Here is a 17284-nt window from a genome sequence, read left to right on the forward strand (position 1 = left end):
AGTGCAATTCGCTTGCCCCGGCCGGCACGCTGATTCACACCAGGGATCGTGGCCCAGCCGGCCGTTCGACTAAGCGGCCCGCCAGCCACGGCGGAACAGAGCGGCCGCCACCCGAGCCAGAACGTCATCGTCGGTGTCCTCCTTGATCACCTTGACGACGATCCAGTTGCGGGCTTCGAGCTTGGACAGCGCCCGCTGATCGCGTACGTACTGGTCGCGATCAGTCTGATGGTGACCGCCGTCGTATTGAACCCCGACAAGAAGGTGCTTCCAGCCCATGTCGAACTTGGTGATCAGGCGGTTGCCCTCGTAGACCGGGATCTGGGTGTCGGTCGGGCGCATCCCGGCGTCGGTGAGGAGCAGACGCAGCCGCGTCTCTCGCGGCGACTCGGCGCCGTCGTCGGCCAGCTCCAGCGCCACGCGCAGCTGTTCAAGACCGCGCGCCCACCGATACCGCCCGATGATCGGCTGAACGTCACCCACGCCGACCCGACCCACCCACAGCAGCGCGTCGATCCGTGCAACGGCCGCATCGCGATCGAGGTGTCGACCCAGGTCGAAGATCGTCCGCGCCGGCGTGGCGAGCGGAATCCCGTTGTATGTCGTGACCTCATCCACGGCGTACGCCTCATTCCGCACGATCAAACCGGTCGGCGGGCGACCATTCCGCCACAGCATCTCGACCGGGACGTCGTCGTCGACGTATTTCGCCCAGTGCAGCGCCGATGCCGCGACTCCTGTGATGACACCACGCCGGCCGGACCACAACCACGCACCCCGTGCGCGCTCCCGAATAGTGGGTTCGGGCGGTCCGTAGACGTCCGGAAACATGCGCCTGTAGTGCCGCCGAAGGTCATTGCGTGTGACCGTTCCCGCGGCCAATGCCTCGCTGCCGATGAATACCCCCATGGCGCGATATTGCTGCCGACCCCCGACAAGTCGGTGCGCCCCGCAAGCCCGGCAATAGGTCGCAACCATCCCTGAGTTCAATCAACAAGCGGCCGTACTGCGCCCGATTGACGTCAGGGACGCTCCGAGCCCGAAATCGGTACGTGGCTTCAATCGACGTGCGTTCCGCGCCGCGAGATTGCAGCTACGCACTTCAACGCGGGCCGACCGCCCTCCTAGGCTGTCGGCATGCCTGATGACCGCCTCTATTTCCGTCAGTTGCTCGCCGGCCGCGACTTCGCCGCGACCGACCCGATCGCCCAGCAGATGCGCAACTTCGCCTACCTGATCGGCGACCGGGACACCGGCGACTGCGTCGTGGTCGATCCGGCCTACGCCGCGGGTGATCTGGTCGACGTCCTGGAGTCCGACGGCATGCACCTGTCCGGCGTGCTCGTCACCCATCACCACCCTGACCACGTCGGCGGCTCGATGATGGGTTACACGCTGGCGGGCCTGGCCGAGCTGCTGGAGCGGGTCAGCGTGCCGGTACACGTCAACGCCCACGAGGCCGACTGGGTGTCGCGGGTCACCGGCATCGCGCCGTCGGAGCTGACGTCTCACCAGCACGGCGACGTCGTGCAGGTCGGGGCCGTGCCGATCGAGCTGTTGCACACCCCCGGGCACACCCCCGGCAGCCAGTGCTTCCTGCTCGACGGCCGATTGGTGGCCGGCGACACCCTGTTCCTGGACGGCTGCGGTCGCACCGATTTCCCCGGCGGGAACGTCGACGACATGTTCCGCAGCCTGCAGGCGCTGGCCGCGTTGCCCGGCGATCCGACGGTCTTCCCGGGGCACTGGTACTCGGCCGAACCCAGCGCGCCGCTCGACGACGTGCGCCGCAACAACTACGTCTACCGGGCCAGCAACCTGGACCAGTGGCGCATGCTGATGGGCGGCTAGCGGCACCGTCGCCTGAACCTCAGCGCGCAGCTACTGTCTTGCTTCCGTTGTACAAGTTCACCAGCGAATATTATTGTCGGATTCAAAACCGATCGTTGACTTGAGCGGACTGGATGGCGCGGTGGACTGGATATCTCAACGCTGGGACGATCTGACAGGTCTGGGATCGGGCGGCTGGCTGGCCATCGCAGCCTGGGCAGCCCTGGTGTTCGGCGTCGTCGTACTGATCGTCGTGAACCGCCAGCTGTCCAAGAATCGCCAGCTCAAGCAGGATCAGGTCCGCCCGCAGGTAATCATGTTCATGGAGCCGCACGCGTCGGACTGGCACCTCATCGAACTGGTGGTCCGCAACTTCGGGCAGACCGCGGCGCACAACATCTCGTTCGCGTTCACCAATCATCCGACCGTCGCCATCTACGAGGACTCCGACCACGACGGCGAGCTCGACGTCACCGAGCTTCGGCTGCCCAGCGAACTATCGGTTCTGGCTCCGGGACAGGAGTGGCGAACCGTCTGGGACTCGGCGATCAGCCGTGAGGAGTTGGGCGGGTCCATCCGGTCGCGGTTCGAGGGCACCCTCACCTACTACGACATGCCGGCTCCCGCGGCCGGCAAGAAGTCCCGGTTCGGCCCGAAGCCCCGCGAGTTCGAGTCCACGGCGGTGCTCGACTGGGCCGCACTGCAGCCGGTGCAACGGCTGGAACTGATGACGACCCACGACCTCGCCAAGCGGGAGAAGCAAAAGCTCGAGCTGCTCCGCAGCGTGCTGACGTACTTCCACTACGCGTCCAAGGAGACGCAGCCCGAGGTCTTCCGGGCCGAGATCGATCGCATGAACCGGGCGGTGCGGGAAACCCAGGACCGCTGGCGGAGCAGGGAGTCCGACGAGACCACCGAGCTCGAGATCCAGTGGATCGACGACGGCCCGAAGGGCCGCCACCGCAACGGCGTCCACTGAGAGGACGCCGCCGAAGGCCCGTCTAGCATCGGCTCAAACCTGTTCCCGGCCGGGGAACCTACCAAGGGAGAACCGATGAGCACCGTCGCCTACGCCGTGGCCGATGCAGTCGCCACCATCACGCTGGACGACGGCAAGGTCAACGTCCTGAGCCCGACGATGCAGGAGAACATCCACGCCGCACTGGACCAGGCCGAGCAGGCAGCGGCGGCCGGAGCGGTCAAGTCGATCGTCCTTTCCGGCAACAACCGGGTGTTGAGCGCCGGTTTCGACCTCGCGATCTTCGGCTCGGGGGACGCGGCGGCCGGGTTCGCGATGCTGCGCGGCGGTATCGAACTGATGGTCCGGCTCCTGCGCTTCCCGGTTCCCGTGGTGGTCGCCGCCACCGGGCCGGCCGTCGCCGGCGGATCGTTCCTGCTGTGCTCGGGTGACCACCGGGTCGGCTCGGAGAAGACCCGCTGTCAGGCCAACGAGGTGGCCATCGGTATGACGGTGCCGCAGGCGTGCATCGAGATCCTCCGCATGCGGTTGACCAATTCGGCCTTCCAGCGTGCGGTCGGTCTGGCGGCGACGTTCACCGGCGAAGAGGCGCGGGCCGGCGGCTGGCTGGACGAGATCGTGGCGCCGGAGGACGTGCTGAGCCGTGCTCAGGAGGTGGCCGCCGGATTCGCCGCGACCCTGCACGCCCAGCATCACCTGGCCAGCAAGCTCAAGGCCCGCGCTGACTCACTGGCCGCGATCCAGGCCGGCATCGACGGTCTGGCCGCCGAGTTCGGCGGGTAACGCCCCGCCTCGACGAAGCTGTCGGTATCCCGACCTAGGGTGGTCCGATGGCGCTACATCTGCACCGAGCCGAGGACACCGGCGCGTTGGCCGCCGGGCTCGGTGCGCTGCTCGCCGAACCGTTGGCGGATCCGTTCGCCGCCGAGCTCGTCCTGGTGTCCGCGCGCGGCATGGAGCGCTGGCTCAGCCAGCAGCTGTCTCATGCGCTGGGCACCGGCGCGGCCGCCGACGGCGTCTGCGCCGGCATCGAATTCCGCTCCCCCGCATCGCTTCTCGCCGAGGTCACCGGGACCGCCGACAGCAACCCATGGGACCCCGACGCCATGGTGTGGCCACTGCTGGAAGTGCTCGACGACCTCGGTGCGGACCACCGCTGGGCAGACGCCCTCGCCGCGCACCTGGGCTACACCGAACAGGGCAGCCCCGAGGAGACCCAGCTGCGGCAGGGCCGTCGTTACGCGGTGGCCCGGCGGCTGGCGGGCCTGTTCGACACCTACGCCAAGGCCCGGCCCGCGATGCTCGCGGACTGGCTGGACGGCGGCAGTGCCGATGGCGCGGGCGGCCACCTGGACGACGATCTGCGCTGGCAACCGCACCTGTGGCGCGTGACGGCCGACCGGATCGCCGCCGACCCGCCCCCGGTGCGGCAGGCGAAAATAATTGCCCGCCTTCGTCATTCACCGTCCGGATTGCCGGCCCGCCTGTCCTTGTTCGGCCACACCCGGCTGCCCGCGGCCGATCTCGAACTACTCGGGGCACTGGCCACCCACCACGATCTGCACCTGTGGCTGCCGCACCCCAGCGACCCGTTGTGGCAGGAGCTGTCCGGCCTGCACGGGCAGGAGGCCCGACGCACCGACACCAGCCGATTGCGGGTCGGACATCCGCTGCTCCAGACGCTCGGCCGCGATCTGCGGGAGCTGCAACGCGGCCTGCCCGCCGCGCAGACCGATCGGTTCCATCCCCGCGCCGGATTTCCGGACACGCTGTTGGGCTGGCTGCAGTCCGATATCTCGGCCGACCAGGTGCGGCCCGCGCAGCGGCACCTCACGAAGGACGACCGCTCCATCCAGATCCATCGCTGTCACGGCGCGGCGCGGCAGATCGACGTCCTGCGCGACGTCCTGCTCGGCCTGCTCGACGACGACGAGACCCTGCAGCCGCGCGACATCCTGGTGATGTGCCCGGACATCGAAACCTACGCACCGCTGATCTCCGCAGCGTTCGGGGCGGGTGAGCATGCCGACCTCAGCCATCCGGCCCAGGGTCTGCGAGTTCGGTTGGCCGACCGCGCGCTCACCCAGACCAATCCGCTACTGGGCGTGCTCGCCGAACTGCTCGACATCGCGGACGGCCGGGCCACCGCCAGCTCGGTGCTGAGCATGGCACATGGCGACCCGGTGCGCCGCCGCTTCGCGTTCGGCGACGACGACCTGGCGACCATCACCGAATGGGTTGGCGCAGCGGGTATTCGGTGGGGTTTCGACGCGCCGCACCGCAGTCCCTACGACCTGCAGCGGTACCCGCAGAACACCTGGCAGTTCGGTGTCGACCGGCTGCTCGTCGGCACCGCGATGTCCGACGATTCACAGGGCTGGCTGGGCACCGCCCTGCCGCTCGACGACGTCGACTCGAACCGGGTCGAACTGGCGGGCCGGCTGGCGGAGTACGTGCAGAGGTTGCGCGGCGTCGTCGACCGCCTCGCCGGCGCGCAGCCACTGGACGGCTGGGTCGAGGTGCTGCGGGACGGCATCGCGCAGCTCACCCGGGTCGGCCTCGACGAGCAATGGCAGCAGACCCAGCTGGACCGGGAACTGACGAAAGTGTTGACGCATGCGGGGTCTCGGTCCGACACGATGTTGCGGCTGCCCGATGTCCGCTCGCTGCTGCGCCGGCAACTGGCCGGCCGCCCGACGCGCGCCAACTTCCGCACCGGCACCCTGACGGTGTGCACCATGGTCCCGATGCGCTCGGTGCCACACCGCGTGGTGTGCCTGGTCGGGCTCGACGACGGCGTCTTCCCGCGCACCAACATCGCCGACGGCGACGACGTCCTGGCCCGTCACCCGCTGACCGGGGAACGCGACATCCGCTCCGAGGACCGGCAATTGCTGCTCGACGCCATCTGCTCGGCCACCGACACCCTGGTCATCACGTACACCGGCACCGACGAGCACTCCGGTGAGCACCGTCCGCCCGCGGTCCCCGTGCAGGAGCTGCTCGATGCGGTGGAGAACACCTCAGCCCGGACCGTCGACCAGACTGAATCCGTCCGCGACCGCGTCGTGGCCGATCACCCGTTGCAGCCCTTCGATATTCGCACCGTCGCCCGCGGCCGGCTGGTACCCGGCCGGCCGTTCACCTATGACCCGGCAGCACTGCGCGGGGCCCGGTCCGTTCTCGGCGAGCGCAGGCCGAAGCCGCGGCTGATCGAGGGTCCGCTGGACCAGTCGCCGTGCGGCGACGTCGAGCTGGCCGAGCTGCTGCGGTTCTTCGCGAACCCCGTCCGGGGCTTTTTCCGGGCGCTGGACTACACCCTGCCGTGGGACGCCGACGAAGTGTCCGACGAAATGCCGGTTGCCATCGACGGCCTCGGCAAGTGGGCAGTCGGGGAACGCATGCTCGACGATCTGAAGATCGGCCGGGAACCCGACTTCGTCATCGGCGCGGAATGGCGGCGCGGCACGCTGCCGCCGGGACACCTCGGCTGGCGTCAGGCCCGGGAAATCCGCGGCGAGGCAATCGAACTGGCGACGGCCGCGCGAACGCTGCAGCGGGGCGAGCCGAGCGCGCTGGACATCGACGTGGACCTCGGTGAGGGCCGCAGACTCACCGGCACCGTCGCCCCGCTGTGGCAGGACCGCACCGTGACGGTCACGTATTCGAAGCTGGGAGCCAAACATCGGCTGCAGGCCTGGGTCACCCTCGTTGCGCTGGCCGCGGGCGCGCCGGAGCAGGAGTGGGAGGCCTACTGCATCGGCCGCGGTCCACGGAACACCATGGCGGCCATGGCGTATCAGCCACCGGAGCAACCGCTGTCGGTGCTGCGCGACCTGGTGGCGATCTACGACGCCGGCCGGTGCGAACCGCTGCCGCTGCCACTGAAGACATCGCTGGAATGGGCGCGGGCACGGCAATTCGACGACCCGGTGCCGGAACGTGGCGCCGAGTCGGAATGGCGCTGGGAGAAGGACGGCGCCGAGTACGTCGAGGTGTGGGGACCGGGCGCACCGTTGCATGTCCTGCTCGATGCGCCGCGGCCCGACGAGATCGCCGTCCCCGGTGAGAACACGCGCCTCGGGGCCTACGCGTCCCGGCTGTGGCGGCCGCTGCTCGATGCGGAACGGCGGATCTGATGGAGGCGTTCGATCTGCTCGGCCCACTGCCCGAACGAGCGACCACGACGGTGCTGGAAGCCAGCGCCGGGACCGGCAAGACCTACGCCCTGGCCGGTCTGGTGACGCGGTACATCGCCGAGGGCGCCGCCAAGCTGGACGAGATGCTGCTGATCACGTTCAGTCGTGCGGCCACCCGGGAACTGCGGGAGCGGGTGCGCGCTCAACTGGTCAAGACCGTTGCCGCGCTGGATGATCCGCCCGCGGATGCCGACGACCTGATCCGCCACCTGGCCGCCGTGGCGCCCGGCGAGCTGGCTCTGCGCCGCAGCCGCCTGCGCGACGCACTGTCGGATTTCGACGCCGCGACCATCGCCACCACCCATGAGTTCTGCGGGCTCGTGCTGCGCTCGCTCGGCATCGCCGGTGACACCGATTCGGGCGCCCAGCTGGTGGAGAGCCTCGACGATCTGGTGGGCGAGATCGTCTCGGATCTGTACCTGACCACGTACGCAGACCAGCGCGACGAACCCGCGCTGAGCTTCGCCGAGGCGCTGGAGCTGGCCAAACGGGTCGCCGGCGACCCCAGTGCACAGCTTCGTCCCGTGACCGCCGATCCCGACAGTGTTGCGGCGGAACGCTTGTCGTTCGCTGCCGGGGTGCTCGAAGAACTCGAACGCCGCAAGCGCCGGCTGGGCGTGCTGAGCTTCGACGACCTGCTGAGCCGGCTCGCCACCGCGCTGGAGGAATCCGGCGCACCGGCGCGTGACCGGATGCGCCGGCGCTGGCCCATCGTCATGGTCGACGAGTTCCAGGACACCGACCCGGTGCAGTGGCAGGTGATCTCCCGGGCCTTCGTCGGGCACAGCGCCGTCGTCCTCATCGGCGATCCGAAGCAGGCCATCTACGCGTTCCGCGGCGGGGACATCGTCACCTACCTGGATGCCGCGCGCAGCGCCGACCAGCGACTGACGCTGGCCGAGAACTGGCGCAGCGACAAGGTTCTGGTGGACCGGCTGCAAACCCTGCTCAAGGGTGCGGCCCTCGGCGACGTGGACATCGTGGTGCACCCCATCGAGGCCCGCACCCACCGGCACCGGCTCACGGGTGCGCCGCGCAACGATCCCTTCCGGCTGCGGGTCGTGGCGCGCACGGAGTTCGGGACGCCGCAGCGCAAGATGGTTCCGATCGGCCAGTTGCGGCCGTACATCGCCAAGGACCTGGCCGCCGACATCTCGGTGCTGCTGGCCAGTGGTGCGCAGTTCGACGGCCGGCCGCTGACCGCCGGCGACATCGCGGTGATCGTCGACAGCGGCCTCGACGCCGTACCGTGCCGGGATGCGTTGCTGGATTTGGGCATTCCGGTGGTGTATTCGGGTGACACCGATGTGTTCGCCTCGGCCGCGGCGGCGGAGTGGCTACGGCTGCTCGATGCCTTCGACACCCCCAATCGCAGCGGCGTGGTGCGGGCCGCCGCGACCACCATGTTCTTCGGCTACCGCGCCGCCGATCTGGCGGCCGGTGGCGACGAGTTGACCGACCAGGTCACCACCACGGTCCGCCAGTGGGCCGGGCTGGCCAGGGATCGGGGTATCGCGGCGGTGTTCGAGTCGGCGGTCTCCCAGGGTTTGCCCGAACGGGTGCTCGGACACCGCGGCGGGGAGCGGCACATGACCGACCTGGCGCATGTGAGCCAACTGCTGCACGAAACCGCCCACCGCGAGCGTTATCACCTCCCTGCCCTGCGTGATTGGCTGCGCCGCCAGATCAAGGACCGCGGTGGCCCGGCCGAGCGCAACCGCCGGCTGGACAGCGACGCCGCGGCCGTGCAGATCATGACGGTGTGGCGCAGCAAGGGGCTGCAGTTCCCGGTGGTGTACCTGCCGTTCGGGTTCAACCGGTTCGTCAAGACCGACACGGTGCTGCGCTTCCATGACGCCGACGGCACGCGTTGTCTGCATGTCGGCGGCGCCGGGGCGCCCGACCGGTCCGCCGCCGAGCAGGCCGGCCTGGCCGAGACCGCCGGGGACAACGTCCGGCTCACGTATGTCGCGCTGACCAGGGCCCAGTCGCAGGTGGTGGCGTGGTGGGCGCCGTCGCGCGACGAGCAGAACGGGGGCCTGTCCCGGCTGTTGCGGGGACGCCGCCCCGGTGCCACCGCGGTACCGGATTCCGTTGTCCCGCAGACGCTTTCCGACGACGATGCGATGGCCTGCTTCACCGCGTGGGAGCACGCCGGCGGCCCGGTGGTCGAGGCGGCCGAGCCCGTCACGCCGATGGCACCACCGCGCCGGGAGGCACCCACGGACCTGGACGTGCGGCATTTCCACCGGAGCATCGACACCCATTGGCGCCGGACGTCGTACTCGGCACTGGTGCGCGTCGTGCACGACGACGGGCAGGCCGTGAGCAGCGAGCCGGACACCGCCCTCCGGGACGACGAATCCGCCGAAGTCGTCACCGAGGCGCCCCCGGCACCCCTGACCGGTGATGTGCCGTCGCCCATGGCACACTTGCCGCCGGTGCCGCGTTCGGCTCTCTCGTGCATGCCGTGCTCGAGCGGGCCGATCCCCTGGCCGCCGAGCTCACGGCCGAGCTGGCCGCCCGCATCGACGAGCAGACCGGGTTGTGGAACGTCGAGGTGCCGACCGAGAAATTGGCCACGGCCTTGGTGCCGATGCACGACACCCCGCTGGGCCCGTTGGCGCCGGGCCTGACGCTGCGACAGATCGGGCTGCCAGACCGGCTGCGGGAACTGGATTTCGAGATGCCCCTCGGCGGCGGCCAGGACCGGCCCGACGCCGCCCGCGACATCCGGCTCGGCGACGTGGGCGCGCTGGTGAGCGAGCTGCTGCCGGCGTCGGATCCGTTGTCGGCCTACAGCACCCGGTTGCAGGCCGAACCCCTGGCACACCAGCGGCTGCACGGGTACCTGTCGGGGTCCATCGACGCGGTGCTGCGCATCCCGGACGAAAGCGGCAACAAGTACCTGGTGGTCGACTACAAGACCAACCGGCTCGGCGATTTCGGGACCGAGAACACCGCGGCCGACTACACCGCGCCCCGGCTCGCCGAGGCCATGATGCACTCCGACTACCCACTGCAGGCATTGCTGTATTCGGTTGTGCTGCACCGGTTCCTGCGGTGGCGACTGCCCGGCTACGCGCCCGGCCGGCACCTGGGCGGCGTGGCTTATCTGTTCGTGCGGGGTATGTGCGGAGCGCAGACTCCCATCGTCGACGGTCACCCATGCGGGGTGTTCAGCTGGCAGCCGCCGGTCCAGCTGGTCAGTCGGCTGTCCGACCTGTTGGACCGCGGGACGCAGTCATGACCGCGCCGCTGGAGGCAACACCGGACCGGCTGCCCGACCCGATGGACTGGCGGCAGGTGCCGGCGGCCACCGGCCTGCTGGCGACGTTCAACGCCGCCGGCGTGCTCAATGCCGCCGACGTGCATGTCGCCCAAAGGTGTTGTGCGCTGGCGGAAGAGCCCAGCGAAGTCGTTGCGCTCGCCGTCGCGTTGGCGGTCCGGGCGCTGCGGGAAGGCTCGGTGTGTGTGGACCTCGCCACCGTCGCCGAGGACATCGGCAGTGGGGTCGGCGACGGTGAGCTACCGTGGCCGGCGCCCGACGAACTGATCTCCGCGGTCGCGGGCAGTTCGTTGACGGGCACGGCCATCCGGCTGGACCACGAGCGGCTGGTGTATCTCGATCGCTACTGGCGCGAAGAACAGCAGGTGTGCGCCGACCTGCTGGCGCTATCTGCGCACGCGTCCCCCGCCATCACCGGCACAGAACTCGAACGCCTTTTCCCGCCAACTCGTTTCGCCGAGCAGCGGGCCGCCGCGCAACTCGCGCTGACCCAGCCGGTGACCGTTCTGACCGGCGGCCCCGGCACCGGCAAGACCACGACCGTGGCCCGGCTGCTCGCGCTCCTGGCGCAGGCCGCGCACCCGGCCCGGCTGCGCATCGCACTCGCGGCGCCGACCGGGAAGGCCGCCGCCCGGCTCCAGGAAGCTGTCACGGCAGAGGTGGCCCGGCTCGAGGCCGCCGATCAGGAGCGGCTCAGCGGACTGCGCGCCGTCACGCTGCACCGGTTGCTCGGCCGGCGCCCCGACAGCGCCTCGCGGTTCAAGCATCACCGCGGCAACCGGTTGCCGCACGACGTCATCGTTGTCGACGAAACCTCCATGGTGTCGCTGACGCTGATGGCCCGGCTGCTCGAAGCCGTGCGGCCCGACGCCCGGCTGCTGCTGGTCGGCGATCCCGACCAGCTGACCTCGGTGCAGGCCGGCGCCGTGCTGGCCGACCTGGTCGACGGGCTGGCCGATCATCCGTCCATCAAGATCGCCGCGCTGCGCACCACGCACCGGTTCGGGGCGGCCATCGGCGGCCTGGCCGAGGCGATCCGGGCCGGCGACACCGATCAGGTGCTGACGCTGTTGCGCGCCGGGGACGCGGCAATCGAGTTCGTCGAGGATGCCGACCCGGCCGCGGTGCTGCGCCCGGTACTGGCGAGTCACGCGCTCAAGGTCCGCGAGTGCGCGCTACGGGGCGCCGGCGATGACGGCCTCGCCGCCATGGACGAGCACCGGCTGCTGTGTGCGCACCGCGACGGCCCGTACGGGGTTCGGCACTGGAACCACCAGGTGGAACGCTGGCTCACCGACGAAACCGGGCAGGCCACGTGGTCGCCGTGGTACCCGGGCCGCCCGCTGTTGGTCACCGCCAACGACTATGCGCTCGGCATCTACAACGGCGACACCGGGCTGGTCACCGCCGGCCCTGACGGCGTGCAGGTGCACATCGCCGGAGCGACTGCGACGCAACAGTTCTCGCCGAGCCGCATCGTCGACGTCGAGACCATGTACGCACTGACCATTCACAAGAGCCAGGGCTCACAAGCCGACGAGGTGACGGTGATCCTGCCGCCCGCCGACTCCCGGCTGCTGACCCGCGAGCTGTTCTACACCGCCGTCACGCGCGCGAAGAAGAAGGTGCGCATCGTCGGGTCGGCCGACGAGGTGCGGGCCGCGGTGCAGCGGCAGGCACTGCGCGCGTCCGGGCTGCGGGACCGGCTGCGGGCCAGTACCTAGGGCCGCCCCAGCGGCGGTCGTGGCGACGGCGGTCGCCACTGCCGCCAGCATCCAGTAGTTGAGGGACGCAGGTATGGTCGGAGCGAACGCGACGATGGTACGCACGAGAAAGGCGGAGCGTGAGCAATCTTGAGGCAGAGCCCGTCGAATACGACTGTGCCGCCGGGCCTCCCAATCGCATCGAGATTCTCCAGCCTCGTGAGGTGCCACTCGGTGGCCCGCGGGCGATGCAGGTCCGTCGCACCCTGCCGCAACGTGACCGTTCGCTCGTCGGCGCGTGGTGTTTCGCCGACCACTACGGCCCGGAAGACATCCGGACCCAGGCCGGCATGAATGTCCCGCCGCACCCGCACACCGGCCTGCAGACGGTCAGCTGGTTGTTCAGCGGTGAGATCGAACACCGCGACTCGCATGGTGTGCACGAGATGGTGCGGCCCGGCGAGCTGAACCTGATGACCGCCGGCGCCGGCATCTGCCACTCGGAGGTCTCCACGCCGGCGACGACCATCCTGCACGGTGTGCAATTGTGGGTCGCGCTGCCGGACGCCGCGCGCCACGGCCCCCGCAACTTCGATCACTATGCGCCGCAACCGGTCTCATTCGGTGACGCCACAGTATCGGTTTTCCTCGGCACACTGGCCGGGCAGCAGTCGCCGGTACACACGCACACTCCGCTACTGGGCGCTCAGGTCGATCTACCAGCCGGCGCCACCGTCGAGTTCGAGGTCGACCCGACCTTCGAGCACGCCGTGCTGCTCGATCAGGGCGCGCTGACGGTCGCCGACACGCCGGTGCAGCCGGCCGAAATGGCTTACCAGGGCGTCGGATCCACGCGCCTGACGCTCGCCAATACCGGTGCCGAACCAGCGCGCGCCGTCATCCTCGGCGGTACGCCATTCACCGAAGAACTGCTGATGTGGTGGAACTTCGTCGGCCGCACGCACGAGGAGATCGTCGAGTACCGCAATCAGTGGCAGGCCGAATCCGCACAATTCGGCGAAGTCATCGGGTACCAGGGTGGCCCGGCTCGGTTGCCCGCTCCCCCGCTCCCGACCACCCGCCTGGTCCCGCGGAAACCGCCCACCGGAGGAAAGGCCCGAGTGATGCTCACCGACAAGAACGGCGCACCCGTCGAGGTGACCCAGGAAGCCGATCGGTTCAGCATCGCGGTCGACGGAAAGCCCGTGGGGCTCACCGCTTTCGTCGAGCACGGTGAGCAGCGGGTTTTTTACCACACGGAAATCGATCCGGCGTTCGGCGGGCGCGGACTGGCCACTGTGCTGATTGCCCAAGCGCTGGCGACCACCCGGCAACAGGGCAAGCGCATCGTGGCGATCTGCCCCATGGTCAAGGCGTACGTCGAGAAGCACCACGACTTCGACGACATCCTCGATCCGCGGACGCCTGAGATTCTGCGGCTGCTGCCGCACTAGACCGCCGGACGGTCAGCCTGCGTGCAGGGTCCGTTCGGGATGGTCGGCCAGCCAACGCTGTTCGACTCGCTTGACCCGCAGGTGCTCGAGCGTGATGACGAGTGCCCCCGCGGTGACCAACGCGCCCGCGATCAGGCCGAGCGGTACCTCGAGGTCCGCGCGGTGGTATGCGGTTGCGAAGACGAAGCCGGCGATGGTGACGATGCCGAGTGCGATCAGGCCGAGGCCAGGAAGCCACAGCGTGTCGATGAAGGATTCACCGGCGTGAGGCTGAGTGGTTCGGGAATGATCTACCGGATCGTGGTACGCGCCTTTCATTCGCGTCTCCCTTCTTGCAGAAGATGCCCTAAGGCTACGCCCAAATACCGGCCATAGTGAGATAGTTCACACTGGACCCCGCCACCCCGCCGAGGACACACGGTCCCGACGGGTTTCCGGGTGAAAATGGGCGGTTTGGGCGACTACTCAGAAGTCGCTAGCGCGGCGGCAGCGGCGCGGCGGCCTGCGCGGGTGTCGCGGGCGGCGGCGTCAGCGCGGAACCGCGCACCCACTGGTCCCACGGCACGCTCCAGTCGCCGTTCTGGCTCAGCATCTGTGGCGGGCCGCCGGTGAACTTCACCTCGACGACGTCGCCGGGCACCGAGAAATCATAGAACCACTTGGCGTTCTCGCTGTTGAGGTTCAGGCAGCCGTGCGAGGTGTTCTGTTTGCCCTGCGCCCAGATGGTCGCATTCAGCTGGTGCAGGTAGATGCCGTCATGACTGATCCGGGTGGCCCACGGGATGGTCTCCTTGTAGCCGAGGCGGCTACCGATCGGCAGGCCGAACGTCGAGGAGTCCATGATCACCGGATTGGCCTTGTCCATCACGGTGTAGACACCCGGCGGCGTCCAGAACGAGATGACGGTGTCGCCGATGGTTTCGGTACCGCCCATGCCCATGGAAGTCGGCATGGTGCGCACCAGCTTGCCGTTGTCGAAGACGCTGACCTGGTGGGTGTGGTCGTCGGCGACCGAGACGTGGGCGTTGCCGATCCGGAACGACACGTGCTCGTCCTGCTGGCCGTAGGTGCCGTCACCGACCCTGACGCCGTAGATCTTGGCCGCGACGTCAACCGTCGTGCCGGGCGCGAAGTACTTCTCGGGTCGCCAGTGCGCGTTGGCATCGTCGACCCAGTGCCACGAGCCCGGCACCGGCGGGTTGGTGGTGACGACGAGATTGCGCTCGGCGGCGGCTTTGTCCTCGATCTTCTCGTCGAAATGTGCGACGACGACCGTGCCGATGCCGTAGGTCTCCCCATCCTTGAGGGAGGCGCCGGACACGGTGTTGAGGTACACCGCCGTCTGGTAGGTGGGGTCCAGCGTGGTGAAGCTGGAGGTCTGCCGCGACGGCATGCCCGAGGGCCCGCGCGCTTCGATGGTCATGGTGTACTTGCGGCCGTAGCCCAGCTGCTCCGCGGGCGTCCAGGTCTTGGCATCGGGTGCGAGCGTCCCGGGAATCTCTTTTCCGGCGCCGTTGACCATCGTCACCGCGGTGATGGTGCCGCTCGTGGCGGTGATATTCACGGGCGCGGCCGGGCTGACGTCTTTCGCCCCACCGGCCGGTGTGGCGGCCAGTACGGCAGGCGCGGGTGCGGCCGGCTGCGAGACGGACAGATCGCGCGCCGCGGCGACCACCTTGCAACCCTCATGGCAGCGCGACGTCGACGACACCACGGTCCCACCGAGCACGGCAAGGACGGCCAGCGCAGCGGCCAGCCAGGCGCCACGGACACGGCGGGATGACGTCAACACAGCTCCAAAAGTTCGGCGTCGGCCAGGATTTGTCTGATTTGTGTACTCGAGGTACCGCATCAGAGTAAGCGGTCGGCAGGGTTCTTTGCACGTTGTGCAAAGCTCACCCTGAATTCGCCACGGCGCCGCCTCGGCGTGTCGGCTGGCAAACGCTCGTCGATGTGTGCTAGATGCTGGTTCCGGGGCGTTTCGCCAGAGGTCGGCGGCGGCCAGCCAGCCCGGCGATTCCGCCAAACATACGGCATCCCAACAGCTTTGGGCAACGCCGGCCCTACTGCGTCCAAATATGTTCGGCACCAAAATAATTCACGACGCAGAGCGCGCTCTTGCGTCGTGAATTCAGGGCCCGGCGAAAGGGCTACCGACCTGCGAATCGCGTGAGAGATCCGCCGTGCATCGCGCGGCCGGCGCGGGCCTGCCGGAAGCCGATCAGCCCGCCCGCGCCCGTCAGCACCAGCAAGCCGGTGAAGCCGGGAACCGCGACGGCGGCGACCTCTCCGAGACCGGCCGCGCGGAGGTCGTCCGGGTATCCGGCCCGATATGGCGCCGCCGCGACGAGCGCGTTGTCCGCCGCGAAAACCCGATCTGCCGGGGCAGGTCCGCCGGTAGGCAGCTCGCCGATGCCGTCGGCGTGACCGGCAAAGCGTGAATCCAGCTGCGCCCCACCGGACGCCGGCGGGCTGACGTGCACACCGAACCCGCGCCCGAGGGAGACGGCCTGCGTGACACCGGGCAGCGGAGTGGTCAGGGTCGACGTCAGCGAGGCCGCGGCGGCGGTAAACCCGTTGACCACCGGCAGCGTCTGCGCCACAGCAAATCCGGGCAATGCAGCCACGCTGAGGATCGGGTCACCGATGGCCGCGGGCAGCGGTCCCGTCAGCGCCGTCACCGGCGCCAAGGGTGCGTCCGCCACCACGACGGCGGTCTGGCCGGCCGCGGCACTCGCCTGGACCACCGAGGCGGAGACCGACTGAACAGACGGTGCCACCGCAGGGGTTTCGGCAATGTTCCCGGGTTCGCTGGCAGCTGCGCTCACGGTCGTGTTTACGGCGCCCGAAGGCAGGCCGGTCGACGTACTCGAGGACGAACTCGTGGAAGAGATGTTGGAGCCGTTGCGACCGTCACCGAACTTGGGCGCCAGTTGCTGGCTGGCCGAGGGCGAGACGCCGAAGCTGGAGAGAGCGCCGGTGCCTGCCGCGGTCGCAGCGGACGTCAGCCCACCGAGCGTCTTACCCAGATCCCCGATGGACGACAAACCCGGACGCGAAGTGCCCGAGCTGTCGCCACCAGAACCGGATGACGTAGCGGGAGCGAGTGGCACGTCAAGAGGTGCAGCGTGCGCCAATCCGGCACCGAATACCGGTGCGGCGACCAACCACGTCACCGCCGCCATCCTCAGGTGCGTCGCCACGCTGCGTCCATCCTCTCGAAGCAGGCCGTCAGCGGCCTCCGTCTAGTTTGCCACGAAAATTTGCTATTGCGAAAATTTCTGTGACCGGCACCACCATATTAAGCCAGTCGGCGCCAGAAATCAGAACGGGACGGTAGGGAGGTACTTACCGTCCAGGGTGATGACCGCACGTTCGCCACCATCGGGGTCAGCAACTTTCTTCACATCCAGCCGGAAGTTGATGGCGGAGATGATGCCGTCGCCGAACTGCTCATGGACCAGCGCTTTGAGGGTGGTGCCGTAGACCTGCAGCATCTCGTAGAAGCGGTAGATGGTCGGGTCGGTGGGCACGCCACCCGGGATGGAGCCGCGGGCCGGGATGGTCTGCAGCAACCGGACTGCGTCGTCGTCCAGTCCCAGCAGCGCACCGACGGCCTTGGCCGATTCTTCCGGCAGGGCGTGTTGGCCGAGGATGGCCGCGGTCGTGAACGCCACGGATAGGCCGGCGGCGTCGGCAAGCTGCTGCCAGGACAGGTCCTTACGCGTCTTGGCCTCGACGGCGGCGGCAGCCAGGAGCTGACGGGCGGTGGGGTCGAACTGTGCGTGGATCATGTCGGGGCTTCCTTCCAGGGTGATGCTTCGCGAACG

11 protein-coding genes and 2 pseudogenes are annotated in these 17284 nt (G+C 68.9%); 8 read left to right on the forward strand and 5 right to left on the reverse strand.

What is annotated here, in order from left to right; translation table 11 throughout:
• Positions 1-69 precede the first annotated feature (69 nt).
• Positions 70-909, reverse strand: coding sequence for a putative endonuclease domain-containing protein (locus ACX12F_RS23625; protein WP_459366720.1), 840 nt, complete (start codon positions 907-909; stop codon positions 70-72).
• Positions 910-1137: 228 nt separating this feature from the next.
• On the opposite strand from ACX12F_RS23625, the gene ACX12F_RS23630 reads away from it, so the two are divergent.
• From ACX12F_RS23630 to ACX12F_RS23665, 8 genes and pseudogenes are all read left to right on the forward strand, one after another.
• Complete coding sequence (locus ACX12F_RS23630) at positions 1138-1851, forward strand: MBL fold metallo-hydrolase (protein WP_459366721.1); 714 nt, start codon at positions 1138-1140, stop codon at positions 1849-1851.
• Positions 1852-1972: 121 nt separating this feature from the next.
• Positions 1973-2809, forward strand: coding sequence for a DUF8453 domain-containing protein (locus tag ACX12F_RS23635; protein WP_459370477.1), 837 nt, complete (start codon positions 1973-1975; stop codon positions 2807-2809).
• Positions 2810-2884: 75 nt separating this feature from the next.
• The gene (locus ACX12F_RS23640; protein ID WP_459366722.1) at positions 2885-3592 is read left to right on the forward strand and encodes a crotonase/enoyl-CoA hydratase family protein; all 708 of its coding nucleotides are present in this window, start codon (positions 2885-2887) and stop codon (positions 3590-3592) included.
• A gap of 47 nt (positions 3593-3639) precedes the next feature.
• Complete coding sequence (gene recC, locus ACX12F_RS23645; RefSeq protein ID WP_459366723.1) at positions 3640-6948, forward strand: exodeoxyribonuclease V subunit gamma; 3309 nt, start codon at positions 3640-3642, stop codon at positions 6946-6948.
• A pseudogene (locus tag ACX12F_RS23650) lies at positions 6948-10258 on the forward strand (UvrD-helicase domain-containing protein). Before recC ends, ACX12F_RS23650 begins: the two are co-directional and overlap by 1 nt.
• 41 nt (positions 10259-10299) lie before the next feature.
• Positions 10300-12021 (forward strand): exodeoxyribonuclease V subunit alpha, encoded by a 1722-nt coding sequence (gene recD, locus ACX12F_RS23655; protein WP_459370478.1) that lies wholly within the window; start codon positions 10300-10302, stop codon positions 12019-12021.
• 119 nt (positions 12022-12140) lie between these two features.
• A pseudogene (locus tag ACX12F_RS23660) lies at positions 12141-13106 on the forward strand (pirin family protein); the annotation flags it as partial.
• Positions 13107-13124: 18 nt separating this feature from the next.
• Positions 13125-13454 (forward strand): GNAT family N-acetyltransferase, encoded by a 330-nt coding sequence (locus ACX12F_RS23665; RefSeq protein WP_459370479.1) that lies wholly within the window; start codon positions 13125-13127, stop codon positions 13452-13454.
• A gap of 12 nt (positions 13455-13466) precedes the next feature.
• Here ACX12F_RS23665 and usfY read toward each other — a convergent pair whose 3' ends face one another.
• The 4 genes from usfY to cynS all read right to left on the reverse strand — a co-directional run bounded on the left by usfY (position 13467) and on the right by cynS (position 17248).
• Positions 13467-13772 (reverse strand): protein UsfY, encoded by a 306-nt coding sequence (usfY, locus tag ACX12F_RS23670; protein WP_459366724.1) that lies wholly within the window; start codon positions 13770-13772, stop codon positions 13467-13469.
• Between the two features lie 157 nt (positions 13773-13929).
• Positions 13930-15306, reverse strand: coding sequence for a L,D-transpeptidase (locus ACX12F_RS23675; protein ID WP_459366725.1), 1377 nt, complete (start codon positions 15304-15306; stop codon positions 13930-13932).
• 298 nt (positions 15307-15604) lie between these two features.
• Positions 15605-16657 carry a hypothetical protein gene (locus tag ACX12F_RS23680; RefSeq protein WP_459366726.1) on the reverse strand — a complete coding sequence of 351 codons (1053 nt, stop codon included), beginning with the start codon at positions 16655-16657 and terminating at the stop codon, positions 15605-15607.
• Between the two features lie 120 nt (positions 16658-16777).
• On the reverse strand, positions 16778-17248 hold the full coding sequence (gene cynS / locus ACX12F_RS23685) for a cyanase (protein ID WP_459366727.1): 471 nt from the start codon (positions 17246-17248) through the stop codon (positions 16778-16780).
• Positions 17249-17284: the final 36 nt, after the last annotated feature.

It is taken from the genome of Mycolicibacterium sp. HS_4_1, assembly GCF_054515875.1.